Source organism: Nocardiopsis sp. NPDC006198, assembly GCF_040613895.1.
In the GTDB taxonomy this organism is placed as follows: Bacteria; Actinomycetota; Actinomycetes; order Streptosporangiales; family Streptosporangiaceae; genus Nocardiopsis; species Nocardiopsis tropica.
Genome location: NZ_JBEXSY010000082.1, coordinates 1 through 13343, shown reverse-complemented (window position 1 = coordinate 13343; position 13343 = coordinate 1). Strand labels below are relative to the sequence as shown.

Genomic DNA, 13343 nt, shown 5'->3' with positions numbered 1-13343 from the left:
CGGGCCGCTCGCGGAGTGCGGAAGGCCGGAGTGTCCCCCCGGCCACCCCGCACCACGTGTGAGTTCCCGCGGACGCCCCCGTCCGCGACGCCGACGGAGGACGCCGCTCAGCCGGGCTTGCGGGCGCTGGCGACCAGGTGCACGCCGACGTAGTCGTCGGACTCGGTCGCCCGCAGCTCCATCTCCACCAGGCGTCCCATCGACCTCGGGTCGCGGGCCAGCATCATCTCCACCGTGGAGGCGGACAGCACCGTGCGGGGCTTGATCCACTCCAGTTCCAGACCCGCGTCCGAGAGCGTCTCGGTGAGCTGCTCGGCGGTGAAGCACCGGGTGATGGAACCGTCGGGCCAGGGGACCAGGAGCACGTCCGCGCTCGGCGCGTGGCTCAGCTCCGGCCAGCAGTCCTGCTCGGCGAGCAGCGCCATGCCCAGCACCACGGAGTCCACGCACAGCAGGGCGCGTCCCCCCGGGCGCAGCACCCTGGCGACCTCCGCGACGGAGGACTCGGTGGCCAGGTGGCGCGACAGGACCCGGTTGTCGGCGATCACCCCGTCGAAGACCTCGGAGGCGAAGTTGCGCAGGAAGGCGGAGTCCCCGACGACGTGGCGCAGGCGTCCGCGCCGCGCCGGGCGCGGCACCACCGCGCGCCCGTTGACGAGGGTGAGCGGGCGGCGCACCGCCATGTCGGCGGAGGGGAGCAGGGTCACGACGTCGTGGCCGGCGGCCACCGCGCGCGGGGTGCCCTGGTAGTCGGGGCTGGACACGTCGAGGAGCCGGGAGGGTGCCTCGGGGAGCCAGCGGGCGATCTGCGCCTCCGCGACCGCCCAGTAGAACCGCCAGTAGTCCGAGAGGCGGTCGGGGGTGGCGAACTGCGCCGCGGGCGAGCGGGGGCGTTCGGAGGCAGGGGTTGAGGACGGTTGCACGTGCGCTCCTCTCCCATCCTTCAAGTGGTCCTACCCGCACTCTGCCATGCCTCACCTCCGATGACCGAGGCAAACGACAATTTCGGGCGGGTAAGGGACCTTCGTCCCCCCGGTGGCGCGGAATCAGCCCGGCGCGAACGTTGTTGTCCTCCACACCGCCACCGGAAGCGGACGTCCGGGGCGGACGAAAGTCCTATGAGGAGGGTCGTCAGAGCATGCCGACTGCCGGTTCATGTCTCGAGCGCGGGGAGACGGCGTCGCCGCCACGCGGTGGCGGTGCGCGGGTCAGGGCCACGGGACCGTATCGTTGGGGTATGGATGCCCCAGCTGGGACCAGTGCGAGGAGGCCGACGGGCTTGGAACAGGGCCAGGAGACAGCCGAGGAGAGGGACGAGCGGTTCGAGAGGGACGTGCTCCCCTTCCTCGACCAGCTCTACTCCGCGGCGTTGCGGATGACACGCAACCCCGCTGACGCGGAGGACCTCGTCCAGGAGACCTTCGCCAAGGCGTTCGGTTCGTTCCACCAGTTCAAACAGGGGACGAACCTCAAGGCGTGGCTGTACCGCATCCTCACCAACACCTTCATCAACTCCTACCGCAAGAAGCAGCGGGAGCCGAAGCAGGCGGGGACCGAGGACGTCGAGGACTGGCAGCTGGCCCAGGCCGCGTCGCACACCGCGGCCGGTCTGAAGTCGGCCGAGGCCGAGGCGCTCGAACACCTCCCCGACAGCGACGTCAAGAGGGCGCTCCAGGAGCTGCCCGAGGACTTCCGGATCGCCGTGTACCTCGCCGACGTCGAGGGCTTCGCGTACAAGGAGGTCGCCGAGATCATGGGGACGCCGATCGGGACGGTCATGTCCCGTCTGCACAGAGGCCGTCGCCAGCTCCGGTCGCACCTGGAGGAGTACGCGGCGGAGCGCGGCTTCCTGCCGGCGAGGGCGGCCGCGGCCGCCGGCGTCGCCTCGGGAACGTCCGCTGGTGGGGGTCAGGACGGGTCGGATCGAGGAGATCTGCGATGAGCGGCGGTCACGGCGAACACAGCGACACCCCGTGCAGCGAGGTGCTCGACAAGCTCTACACCTATATCGACGGTGAGCTCGAGGAGCGCAACTGCGAGCAGATCAGGGAGCACCTGGACGGCTGCAGCCCCTGCCTGGAGGAGTACGGGCTCGACGAGGCGGTGAAGAAGCTCGTGGCCAAGCACTGCGGTTGCGACCCCGTCCCGATGGACCTGCGCGACAAGGTGCTGGGGCGTCTGGCCCTGGCGCGCACGGAGCAGCTGGCCAAGGAGGCCGGCGCGGAGGCGCCGGGAGCGCCCGCCTGAGGGCCTCGCCCCCGGCCTCCGGCACCCGAGACGGCGGTACCTGGAATTCCAGGTACCGCCATTGTCTATTTTGTGCCCCATTTCTGAATTGACTGACTCTGGCTCCTTGTGTGGCAATTTAGGGCTTTTGCGTGAATGTCTTCCCCGTTTCCTCGTGGCTGTCGGAGTTTTGGTCACGTGCGGACGCGGCAACCTTCTTGCAGCGTTCTTCGACACGCCCGGAACACCGGCTCCGTCCCAGGCCGTAACCGACTCGGAATGTTTTTTCCCCCGAGTCCCCCAGACTGTTGCGAATGGTTACTTTCCGTAGTCGTTCGAGGTGGTCTCGGTCGGGTGGGCCGAGGGTAATCGTCTTGACGGTGGGTAGTCCGACCTGCTTGTCCGATGATCAGTGGTTACTCAGGGTAATAGAATAAAATTACTAATTGAATTCGTAATTCCGCATTCCGGAACTTGTTGCCATCACGGGGTTGCGGATCGACGGTGGTTCGGGTCGGAGGTAAACAGGAGCCTGCTGTTGCCCGTTAAACTGGACGCCATATCCAACGAATGGGGTAATTTACGCGGCGTGCCCGGGGGAATGGAGGTGCGCCTGCGTCGGGGAGAGGGGAACAACGATGTTCATCAGCATGCTCCACACCGCGATCGGTGCTCTTTGGGTCGTAACCGCCTTCACCGGGTGGTCCTGGTGGTAGAACAGAACCGGTGAAACCATGACAGTCCGGTCGTCATTGGCGGGGGGTGAACGGGGGTGCGGGCTCTTCCTCAGGGCGCGCGTGTCTACGTCGGAATCATCGTTGTCAGTGCTGTCGCCATCGTGCTCATCGGTCCCTACTCGGGAATCGATCTGCAGACGCTGGTCCTCGTCGCGATCCTCTTCGTGGTCGCGGAGTCGATCAGCACAGCCGTCCTCAAGGGCGTCAGAGCGGGGATATCACCGAGCTCGGCCGTCTCGCTGGCCGCGGTGGTCCTGGTCGGACCGGTCGGTGCGGCGGTGGTCGGTTTCGCCTCCTGCCTCACGATCCGCAGGATGGACCTCGTCAAGAGGGCCTTCAACGGCGCGCAGTTCGCACTGGCGGCCTACGCGGCCGGACACGTCTACCTTCTGCTCGGCGGAACGGTGGGGGAACCGGGCCGGGAGGACTTCCCGGCCGTGGTGCTCCCCTACGTCGCCGCCGTCCTGACCCACTCCCTGGTCAACTCGGTCCTCATCGGCACCCTCATGTGGGCGCTCGGGGTCGTGCGGCCGGGGAGCCGGAGCAGGCTCCACTGGCGTCCCCTGGTCGCCGTCGAGCTGTCCTCCATGGGCTACCAGATGTTGGGGCTCGCCATCGCGGCCGTCTGGGGAGGGGTCGGACTCGTCGCCCCGCTCCTGGTCCTGCTGCCCCTGTTCATCGCCCGCTGGACCTTCGCCCAGCAGCTGGACGAGGCGCGCGCCCACGAGGCGACCCTCGCCACCCTCTGCCAGGCGGTGGAGACCAAGGACTACTACACCCGGGGCCACTGCATGCGCGTCGCCGAGGGCGCCGCCATGATCGCCCGGGAACTGGGTATGCCCGCCGAGCGGGTGCAGAAGATCCGGTACGCCGGAATGCTGCACGACATCGGCAAGCTCGGAGTACCCACCAAGGTGTTGCAGAAGACGGGCAAACTCACCGACGACGAGTACGCGGCCATCAAGCTCCACCCGACCCGCGGCTACGAGATCGTCCGCGAGATCAGCTTCCTGGACGAGGCGCTGGCCGGGATCCGCCACCACCACGAGCGCCTCGACGGGCGCGGCTACCCCATGGGGCTGGTGGGGATGGAGATCCCCGAGTCCGCGCGCATCATCAGCGTCGCCGACGTCTTCGACTGCCTCACCTCCACGCGCTCCTACCGGCAGGCGTGGTCGGCGGAGGACGCCATCGCCGAGCTCCGCGCCTGTGCCGGGACCCAGTTCGACCCGAAGATGGTGGAGGCCCTCGTGCGCGCCGTCGAACGGGAGGGCTGGGAGACGCCGGACATCGCCGAGCCCCCGGGCGGCTGCTACACCGAGGCGGACCCCACGAACCGGACCTGCCCGGGGTCCGTGGACACCGCGGCCGGCGACGAGGCGCCGGCTCCGGCGCCCGTGCCGGAGCCGGAGGAGGCGGCCGACACGGCCGCTCCCGCCGACGCGGTGACGGGCGGGAGCGAGCGATGATGACCCAGAAGCAGTCCGACGGCGCGGGGACGTCGCGCCCGGCGCTGAGCGGACCCGAGGGCGGGGCCCTCAGCCACCAGCGCCCGCGCGGCCCCCTCTGGCGCACGGCCCGGCCGTTCCGCGCCGTGCTCGTCGGCTCGGTGGGGGCCGGAGCCCTGGCCGCCCTGGTGTGGACGGCCGCCACCGGTTTCGTCGAACCCTACGTGGCGCTCGCCTTCTGCCTGGTCATCGCGGTCGGAGAGCTGGCCAGGATCACGCTTCCGGGATCGCGCGAGGTCGCGCCGATCGCCTCGGCCGGTGCGATCAGCTACGCCTTCCTGCTCACCCTGGGCGCCGGGCCGCTCCACCACTCCGCCTGGCAGGTGGTGGCGGTGGTCGCGCTGGGGGTGGCACTGGGGGAGCTCCCGCACGTCGCGGTGGGGCGCAGCCCCCGGGTCGAGGACGCGGTCCGCAGGGTGCTCGCCGCCACGGTGCTCGCGGTGGCCTTCCGTCCGCTGGCCGAGCAGCTGGGGCTGGTGGGGCCGTCGGTGACGGCCACGCTGCTGATGGCCGCACTGGTGCTGCTCACCTGGTTCGCGGACTCCCTGGTCGCGGCCGTGCTCAGGGCGGAGCGCCTGCGTACGAGGCTCATGGTCGCCGTCCGGGACGAGCTGCGCGCCCAGTTCGCCACGGGCGCCGCGATCGGCTCCAGCGGTGTGCTGATCGCGCTCGCCTGCACGGTGACCGGCCTGGCCGGCCTCCTGGTGTTCACGGCGCCCCTGCTGGTGTCCCAGGCGGCCTTCCGCCGCCACGCGGAGGTGCGGCGGACCTACCTGGAGACGGTGCGCGCGCTGTCGCGGGTGACCGAGGTGGGCGGGTACGTCGAGAACGGCCACTCGCGCCGGGTCAGCCAGCTGTCCCACGGGATCGCCTGCGAGCTGGGACTGGCCGAGGCCGAGCTGCTGGAACTGGAGTACGCGGCGCTGATGCACGACATCGGCCAGCTGTCGCTGCGGGAGCCCATCGCGGGCGGGGCGACCGTGCTCGCCTCCCCGCGGGAGCAGAGGCGGATCGCCGAGCTCGGATCGGCGATCATCCGGGAGACCGGCGTGCTGGACAACGTCGCGGAGACGGTCCGGCGCCAGTGCGAGCCGCTCGCGGGCGACGGCGACGAGGGGGTACCGCCCCTGGGCAGCAGGATCATCAAGGTCGCCAACGCCTTCGACGACCTGGTGGGGGAGAACGGGGACGCGGAGCGCCGCGCCGCCGTGCTGGAACGCCTGCGGATGGACACCGACAGCGAGTACGATCCCCGCGTGGTCGACGCCCTGGCCTCGGTGCTCGCCCGGGTCTGAGCCGCCTCTGGGAGCAGGGACGGCCCCGCCTGCGCTTCCCCGGACGCCCCGGCGGGGCGCGGGGAGCGGCGGGGCCCGTCAGTCCAGGGGCGGGCGCAGGCGGGTGACGAACTTGTAGCGGTCGCCGCGGTACAGCGACCGCACCCACTCCACCGGGTGGCCGTCGCCGTCGAAGCTGTGCTGGCAGTGCAGCACCAGGGGCAGGCCGACGTCCACGCCCAGCAGCCGGGCCTCGTTGGGGGTGGCCAGGACCGTCTCGATCGACGCCTCCGCCTCGGCCAGGGAGACGTCGTAGGCGCTCGCCAGGGCTTCGTACAGCGAGGCGTAGCGGTCCAACTGGCGCCGGAGGCCCGGGAAGCGCCGTGCGGCGAGGTGGGCGGTCTCCACGGCCATCGGCTCGCCGTTGGCCAGGCGCAGCCGCTCGATGCGCAGCACGCGGCCGCCCGAGCGGATCGCGAGGAGCTCGGCGAGCTGGTCGTCGGCGTTGATGTAGCTCACGTCCAGGATGCGGGTCGCCGGGTGCAGGCCGTGCGCGCGCATCTCCTGCGTGTAGCTGGTGAGCTGGAGCACCTGGGCGACCTTCGGCTTGGCCACGAACGTGCCCTTGCCCTGGATGCGGAGGAGGCGGCCCTCCACCACCATTTCGGTCAGCGCCTGGCGCACCGTCGTCCGGGACGTGCCGAACTGGGTCGCCAGCGCCCTCTCCGGGGGGACCGGGTTGCCCGCGGGCATCGCCTCGATCAGCTCAAGGAGCTGCTTCTTCACCTGGTAGTACTTCGGCACCCGGGGGTTGCCGTCCAGTGTGCGCTGACCAGTCATCAGTCTCCTCCGCCGCGTCCCGCGCTTGCCGCACACACCCCGCCGGCGTGGCCGGTACGGCGGGCGGGCGGCCGCCGATTGGTGTGGACCACTGGTCGAGTGCGTACCCCTTGAGTATGCACGCCTTCATGGGATGATTTGTGAGTGCCTCACCTCAGTGATCTCATCCGGCGACACACGTCACTCAAACAAGCGGACCTGGAGTGGATCCACTCCCTGGTCTCGGACTGGCAGCTCCTCGCGGACCTGTCCTTCGCGGACCTCGTGCTGTGGGTGCGACTGCGCGAGGACGACGGCTGGGTGTCGATCGCCCAGATGCGCCCCACGACCGGCCCGACCGCCTTCCAGGACGACCTGGTCGAGGCCGTGCTCCTGGACGACATGACGGATGTCACGTCGCGGACGGCGTCGCGGGCGGTCGGCCGCAGGGCCCTCATCGACCGCGCGTGGAGCGAGGGGCGGATCTGCCGCGACGGCGACCCGGACTGGTCCGGGGGGGTCCCCGTGCGGGAGGAGACCATCCCGGTGCGCCGCGAGGGCAACCTCATCGGCGTCATCCAGCGCAGCACCAACCTGAGCTCGGCGCGCACGCCCAGCCGCCTGGAGCTGACCTACCTCCAGAGCGCGGGCGACCTGGCGCAGATGATCGCCGAGGGGGCGTTCCCGTTCAGCGACCAGGGGCCGCTCATGGTGCGGTCCCCGCGTGTGGGCGACGGGCTCCTGCGGCTGGACCAGAACGGCGAGGTGGTCTACGCCAGCCCCAACGCCCTCTCGGCCTACCGGCGGCTCGGGCTGGCGGCCGACCTCGTGGGCGCGCGCCTGGACCGCACCACCCTGGAGCTGGCCGCCACGGGGGAGGCGCGGGACGAGGCGCTCACCTACACCGCGAGCGGCCGTGCGCCGCAGGAGGCGGAGGTGGAGACGCGCGGCGTCACCGTGCAGCTGCGTGCCATCCCCCTGGTCATCGACGGGGTGCGCATAGGGGCGCTGGTGATGGTCCGCGACGTCACCGAGCTGCGGCGGCGCGAGCGCGAGCTGATGACCAAGGACGCCACCATCCGGGAGATCCACCACCGGGTCAAGAACAACCTCCAGACGGTGGCCGCCCTGCTGCGGCTCCAGTCCCGGCGCCTGGACGTGCCCGAGGCGCGGGCGGCGCTGGACGAGGCGGTGGGCCGGGTCGGGTCCATCGCGATCGTGCACGAGATGCTCTCGCACACCCCGGACGAGGTCGTGGACTTCGACGACATCGCCGACCGGGTGATCCAGATGGCGGCGGAGGTCTCCTCGACCGGCGGAACGGTCGTGCCCCGCAGGGTCGGCGGCTTCGGGCTGCTGAACGCCCTGGTGGCGACGCCGCTGTCGATGGTGCTCGCCGAGCTCGTGCAGAACGCCGTCGAGCACGGGCTGGAGCAGGGGCCGGGGCGGATCGAGGTGCGGGTGCGCCGGTTCGACCCGGAGCCCGCCCATCCGGGCTCGGGGAGCCTGGAGCTGGCCGTGTCCGACGACGGCGGCGGGCTGCCCCTCGACTTCGACCTGGAGGGCGCCACGAGCCTGGGACTCCAGATCGTGCGGACCCTCATCGTGGGCGAGCTGGGGGGAACCCTGGCGATCAAGCCGATGGAGAGCGGCGGGACCGAGGTCGCCATCAGCCTGCCGCTGGAGCGCGAGGAGGGCGAGGTGCCCTGAGGGGGTCTCCCCGGAAGGGGAGGGGCGCGGTCCCCGTCGCGCCGCGGGGACCTCTCGTGCTCCCCGTGTGCGCACGGGGGAGCGCCGTCCCTCGGGACGCGCCTCCCGCGGCGGGTTCCGCCGCGGGGGTTCCGCCGGTGTCACCGGAGGGGGTGCGCCGGTGCGGCGGTGTACCGCTGTGGCCGCGGGTGCGGCCGAGGGGGTGTCAGCTGCGGACCATGGAGCGGTGGGAGGAGCCGCGGCGCTTCTTGAGCAGGCGGCGCTCGTCCTCGCTGGTGCCGCCCCACACACCGCCGTCCTGGCCGCTCTCCAGCGCCCACTTCAGACAGGCCGAGCTGACGGGGCAGCGCTGACAGACCGCCTTCGCTTCCTCGATCTGGATCAGTGCGGGGCCGAAGTTCCCGATGGGAAAGAAGAGTTCGGGGTCTTCGTCACGGCAGGCTGCGTCATGGCGCCAGTCCATGCGGTCCACTCCTCACGGTGAGGCGATCGGATGCTTGTGAAGCTTTTCACGATCGTGCGCGTGTGCGGATTGTGCGAAGGGCGCCCGATGGATGGGTCCCATCGGAGGATGTCCAGGCCGAGATGGTTCAGGTTTCACCCCACGGCCATGTGGGAAGCGCCCAAATTAACTCGCCCGTAACTCGCGGCGATATCTTGAGCGTGACAGGGTTCCCCGGGGCATGCAAGAGGTCCCGAGGCCGAAGGTCCTGATCGGTGTGTCAGGTGCGTCACAGTGCTTGCGAATGGCATCTATCGCCGCAATTAACAGATGATTCGTAATGCCTTCGGTACAGAGTGGAAGTTGACCTGTTCTCGGTCGCCCAGGTATTCGCCGTCGATTTGGAACGCCCTGGGGTGCGACGACGTGATGCGGAGAGAGTCCTGGTCATGCCACGTGGCGTAGCCGTCCCCCTGTGCGGGCAAGCCTTTGGGGAAGAACATTTGGGAAAGAACCCAGCCGGTGATCGCGTGTGACGAGTGGGTCAGGGCGAAAGCGTCCAGCCCCAGCTCGAAACGGGACGCGGGGGTCGGCTGAAGGGGGAGGGCGCCCGCGTACGTCCACGGTGTGGTGTTGGTGACGAGCGCGAAATACACCTCTTCGAGGGTCCTTCCGCGACTGGACACGCTTAGTGACGGATCGCGGATATCACCCTGGAAGAACAGCTTTACCGCGACTTCGGCGTACAGCGCCGGGGTGGCCTTGCGGCCGTTCGCGCGCTCGTGCTCCACCTGCTGGACCACATCGGCGTCCCATCCGAAGCCGGCACAGAAAGTGAAGTAGCGGTCGTCCTGGTCGCTGGTGATCCGCCCGAGGTTGATCTCGCGCTCGCGCCCCTCGCGGACCGCCTCGAGCACCGCGCCGGTCGCCTCCACCGGATCGCCGGGCACGCCGAGGGCGCGGATGAACACGTTGGCGCTGCCGCCCGGGATCACCGCGTAGCGCGGACGCTTCAGTCCCTCGGGGGCCGTCAGGAGGCCGTTGACCACCTCGTTGACGGTGCCGTCGCCGCCGAGGCTCAGCACGAGCTCGTAGCCGCGGGCCGCGGCCTCGCGGGCGAGGACCACGGCGTGGTCGCGGTACTCGGTCTCGGCGACGGTGATGTCCAGCTCCGAGGCCAGGGCGCCCAGGATCACCTCACGGGTCCGTGACGTGGTCGTGGTCGCCTGGGGGTTCACGATGAATAGGGCGCGCACCCGCTCAGTGTAGGCGTTCGGGGGGTACGGGGCCCGCCGTACCCGTGACGGGCCCCGCGGGTGTCCGCCGCGGGGCCCGCGCGGCCGGGCGCGAAGCCCGGGGGCGGGCGGCGGGGCCGCGCGGGCGCGTATAGGCTCGTCGGGTGTCTTCTCGTCCCGTCACCGTCGTCGCCGCAGCAGCGCTGGAGGCCCTGATCGGGCTGGCCGCGGCGGTCGGCGGACTCTACAGCTTCGTCATCGCCGTCACCGGCCGGGCCGGCGACCTCACCAACGCGATCCCCCTGGCCGCACTGGGCCTGGGCGTGGGCGCGCTGCTGGTGTTCGTCGCGCGGGGGCTCTGGCAGCTCAGGGAGTGGGCCAGGACGCCGGTGTTCGTCACGCAGCTCTTCCTCGCGGTGGTGTCCTACTACATGTTCACCAGCGAGCAGTACGCGATCGGGGCGGTGCTGCTGGGCGTGGCGGTGTGCGCCTCCGCCGCGGTGCTCTCGCCGCCGACGACCGCGGCGCTCTTCCCCGAGGAGCGGGGGAAGTAGCTCCGCGGCCGCCCGCGGCGGACCGCCGTCCGCTCAGTCGTCCGTGGTCAGGGCCTGGCGCAGCTGCGCCAGCGTGCGTGCCAGCAGACGGGACACGTGCATCTGCGAGATCCCCAGTTCCTGGGCGATCTGCGACTGGGTCATGTTGCCGAAGAAGCGCAGCAGCAGGATGCGCTTCTCCCGCGGCGGGAGCTGTTCCAGGAGGGGCTTGAGCGACTCCCGGTACTCCACGCCCTCCAGGGACTCGTCCACGATGCCCAGCGAGTCGGCCACCGCGGGGGCGTCCTCGTCACCGCTGTCGGGAGCGTCCAGCGACACCGTCGAGTAGGCGTTGGCGGACTCCAGGCCCTCCAGCACCTCCTCCTCGGTCATCTGGAGGTGGGCGGCGAGCTCCGCCACGGTCGGGGAGCGCCCCTCCCGCTGTGACAGGTCGCTGACCGCCTTGGTGAGCGAGAGCTTCAGCTCCTGGAGGCGGCGGGGAACCCGCACCGCCCAGCCCTTGTCGCGGAAGTGGCGCTTGATCTCACCGACGATGGTCGGGGTCGCGTAGGTGGAGAACTCCACCCCGCGCTCCAGGTCGAACCTGTCGATGGACTTGATCAGCCCGATCGTGGCCACCTGGGTGAGGTCGTCCAGCCACTCGCCGCGGTTGCGGAAGCGTCGGGCCAGGTACTCCACCAAGGGCAGGTGGAGCTCCACCAGTTCGTCGCGGATCCGACGGCGCTCCTCGGAGTCCGCGTCGAGTTCGTTAAGGCGCTCGAACAACAGTCTCGCTCGCGCCCGGTCGGGCACCGCGTGTTCGGTCTTCGCTGTCAGAGCGGGCCCCCTTTCGCTCACGCCGACTCCAGGGTGCCGCGGCGTTTGTACAGGACGATGTAGACGCGGTCGTCCGGACCGACCCCCGAGTCGACCTCGCCCGCGAGGGCGGAGAGGACGGTCCACGCGAAGGTGTCGCGGGCGGGAAGGCGGCCGTCTGCGGTGAGCACCGAGACGGAGATGCGCATTCCCTCGGGGGTGAGTTCAAATTCCGTGGTCAGTTCTGTGCCGGGCAACGCCTGGGAGAGGAGCATCGCGCAGGCCTCGTCGACACCGATCCTCAGGTCCTCGATCTCGTCGAGGGTGAAATCGAGTCGCGCGGCCAGGCCGGCCGTCGCCGTCCGCAAGACGGACAGATAAGCGCTGTCCGCAGGCATGTTGACGGTGACAGCGTCCCTGACGCCAATGGCGTCGGCCGTGGGCACAGCGGTTTCTTCGGTCACGTCCCTCCTTCGGGGGGCGAGGTTGCCGCTTGAAAGCAATGTATCTCGTTTCACCCTGCCACTGACGCAGGGAGAACGGATCGTGTCCGATGGATCCGGAATGAAGGCGAGACGATCGCCCCCTCTCAGTCCCGCGGGGAGCCCAGGGCGGTCAGCGCCGCGCCGTCCAGGCGGCGCACCGTCCATCCGTCCATGGGCCGGGAGCCGAGCGCCTCGTAGAACCGGATCGAGGGCTCGTTCCAGTCGAGGACGGACCACTCCAGGCGGGAGTAGCCGCGCTCCACACAGATCTCCGCCAGGGTCCGGAGCAGGGCCAGGCCGTGGCCCCCGCCGCGCGCCTCCTGGCGGACGTACAGGTCCTCCAGGTAGACGCCGTGCCTGCCGGTCCAGGTGGAGAAGTTGAGGAACCAGAGCGCGAACCCGACGGGAACGGCGTCGCCGTCCCCGCCGACGTCCTCCGCGATGTGCGCGAACACCGACGCGTCCGGGCCGAAGAGCGCGGTGCGCAGGTCGTCCTGGGTGGCGACCGCCGCCTCGGGCTCCTTCTCGTACTCGGCGAGCTCCCGGATCATCCGGTGGATGACGGGGACGTCGTCGGGCCGGGCGGGACGGATCATCGGGTCACCTCGGGTCGCGGATCGGCGGACACGGTCACCCACAGCCTATGCGCTGGGGAGGGAGGAACCCGTGGGCCGCCCGCGCGGCCGGGGGACGGGGCGCCCGGCCGTCCGCACGCGGGAGGGCCGTGGGTCCTCACGAGGCCGGGGAGCGGGCGGCGAGCACGGCCCGGAAGCCGCCCCGCCCGCGCTCAGGGCCGGTGGGCGACCACGCGTTCGACGAGACCCAGGACCAGGCGGTCGTGGTGGCCGATCTCGAAGCCGACCTCCGCGGCGACCTCCCTGGGCAGGCGGCGCGGGTTCTCGCGGCGCTGCTCGACGAGCCGTCCGGGCAGCCGGGCGTACTCGATGTGGTCGACCATGAGGAGCCTGCCGCCCGGCACCAGGACCCGGTACATCTCCGCCAGCGCGCGCCGCTGGTCCGGCACGGCGCACAGCGCCAGCGTGCACAGGACGGTGCCGAAGGTCTGGTCGGGGAAGTCCAGGTCCTGGGGGTCGCCCTCGACGAGGCGGGCGGGCATGCCCAGCTCGTCGGCCCTCTCGCGGGCCCGGGACAGCGCCTCCGGGTCGGGGTCGATGCCGGTGAGCCGGACCTGGGGAGGGTAGTGGCGCAGGTTCCTGCCCGCGCCCACCGCCACCTCCAGCGTGTGCCCCCGGGCCCCGGCGCACAGGATCTCCCGCGTCCGGCGCATGGCCGGGCTCTGGAAGCGCCCGCCGTGGTCGTGATGGGCGGTCGGCCGCTCCCCGCGCCTGCGGCCGTCCTCCGTGCGCGAATCCATGTCTCCCCCTGGCAGCGGCGCCTACACCACGACTCTGGGTCCCCGCCGTCTTCGGGTCAAGGGGAAGACAGGGCGCGTTCCCGGCCGGTTCCGGCCTTCCGGCCCCGGGCGGGCCCCAGCGGCATCCTCGCCGACGAGGCCGTCCTCGGCCTGGTCGCCGGGTTCGTCGGAGGCGCCGCCGAC

At 70.8% G+C, this 13343-nt stretch carries 14 protein-coding genes; 6 read left to right on the top strand and 8 right to left on the bottom strand.

Going from position 1 to position 13343, the window contains the following annotated elements:
- Positions 1–107: 107 nt before the first annotated feature.
- Entirely contained in the window at positions 108–923 is an 816-nt protein-coding gene (locus tag ABZ234_RS30925; RefSeq protein WP_267948347.1) for a methyltransferase, read from the bottom strand.
- A 356-nt stretch (positions 924–1279) separates the two neighbouring features.
- Between ABZ234_RS30925 and ABZ234_RS30920 the strand changes: the two genes are divergently transcribed.
- The 4 genes from ABZ234_RS30920 (at position 1280) to ABZ234_RS30905 (ending at position 5766) form a co-directional block, all read left to right on the top strand.
- The gene (locus ABZ234_RS30920) at positions 1280–1942 is read left to right on the top strand and encodes a sigma-70 family RNA polymerase sigma factor (RefSeq protein WP_276567186.1); all 663 of its coding nucleotides are present in this window, start codon (positions 1280–1282) and stop codon (positions 1940–1942) included.
- Positions 1939–2247, top strand: a complete 309-nt coding sequence (gene rsrA / locus ABZ234_RS30915; protein WP_267948349.1) for a mycothiol system anti-sigma-R factor — start codon at positions 1939–1941, stop codon at positions 2245–2247. Before ABZ234_RS30920 ends, rsrA begins: the two co-directional genes overlap by 4 nt.
- An 817-nt stretch (positions 2248–3064) precedes the next feature.
- Positions 3065–4432 carry an HD-GYP domain-containing protein gene (locus tag ABZ234_RS30910; protein WP_355014368.1) on the top strand — a complete coding sequence of 456 codons (1368 nt, stop codon included), beginning with the start codon at positions 3065–3067 and terminating at the stop codon, positions 4430–4432.
- Entirely contained in the window at positions 4432–5766 is a 1335-nt protein-coding gene (locus ABZ234_RS30905) for an HD domain-containing phosphohydrolase (protein ID WP_267948350.1), read from the top strand. Before ABZ234_RS30910 ends, ABZ234_RS30905 begins: the two co-directional genes overlap by 1 nt.
- A 78-nt stretch (positions 5767–5844) precedes the next feature.
- Here the strand turns inward: ABZ234_RS30905 and ABZ234_RS30900 are convergent, their stop codons facing one another.
- A complete protein-coding gene (locus ABZ234_RS30900) occupies positions 5845–6585 on the bottom strand; it encodes a GntR family transcriptional regulator (RefSeq protein WP_267948351.1) in 741 nt (246 codons plus the stop codon).
- 144 nt (positions 6586–6729) lie between these two features.
- On the opposite strand from ABZ234_RS30900, the gene ABZ234_RS30895 reads away from it, so the two are divergent.
- Positions 6730–8274, top strand: a complete 1545-nt coding sequence (locus ABZ234_RS30895; protein WP_267948352.1) for a PAS domain-containing sensor histidine kinase — start codon at positions 6730–6732, stop codon at positions 8272–8274.
- A 205-nt stretch (positions 8275–8479) separates the two neighbouring features.
- On the opposite strand, the gene ABZ234_RS30890 is transcribed toward ABZ234_RS30895, so the two are convergent.
- Positions 8480–8737: a WhiB family transcriptional regulator gene (locus ABZ234_RS30890; RefSeq protein WP_267948353.1), complete on the bottom strand. Its 258-nt coding sequence runs from the start codon at positions 8735–8737 to the stop codon at positions 8480–8482.
- 302 nt (positions 8738–9039) lie between these two features.
- Positions 9040–9972 (bottom strand): diacylglycerol kinase family protein, encoded by a 933-nt coding sequence (locus ABZ234_RS30885; protein ID WP_267948354.1) that lies wholly within the window; start codon positions 9970–9972, stop codon positions 9040–9042.
- 143 nt (positions 9973–10115) lie between these two features.
- Here ABZ234_RS30885 and ABZ234_RS30880 point away from each other — a divergent pair, with 143 nt between their 5' ends.
- Positions 10116–10505 carry a hypothetical protein gene (locus ABZ234_RS30880; protein WP_267948355.1) on the top strand — a complete coding sequence of 130 codons (390 nt, stop codon included), beginning with the start codon at positions 10116–10118 and terminating at the stop codon, positions 10503–10505.
- A gap of 33 nt (positions 10506–10538) precedes the next feature.
- Here the strand turns inward: ABZ234_RS30880 and ABZ234_RS30875 are convergent, their stop codons facing one another.
- From ABZ234_RS30875 to ABZ234_RS30860, 4 genes are all read right to left on the bottom strand, one after another.
- Complete coding sequence (locus tag ABZ234_RS30875; protein ID WP_267950266.1) at positions 10539–11297, bottom strand: RNA polymerase sigma factor SigF; 759 nt, start codon at positions 11295–11297, stop codon at positions 10539–10541.
- Positions 11298–11338: 41 nt separating this feature from the next.
- Positions 11339–11764, bottom strand: a complete 426-nt coding sequence (locus ABZ234_RS30870) for an anti-sigma factor (protein ID WP_267948356.1) — start codon at positions 11762–11764, stop codon at positions 11339–11341.
- Between the two features lie 125 nt (positions 11765–11889).
- Positions 11890–12381 (bottom strand): GNAT family N-acetyltransferase, encoded by a 492-nt coding sequence (locus ABZ234_RS30865; RefSeq protein ID WP_267948357.1) that lies wholly within the window; start codon positions 12379–12381, stop codon positions 11890–11892.
- A gap of 191 nt (positions 12382–12572) precedes the next feature.
- Positions 12573–13160 (bottom strand): class I SAM-dependent methyltransferase, encoded by a 588-nt coding sequence (locus ABZ234_RS30860; RefSeq protein ID WP_267948358.1) that lies wholly within the window; start codon positions 13158–13160, stop codon positions 12573–12575.
- Positions 13161–13343 lie beyond the last annotated feature (183 nt).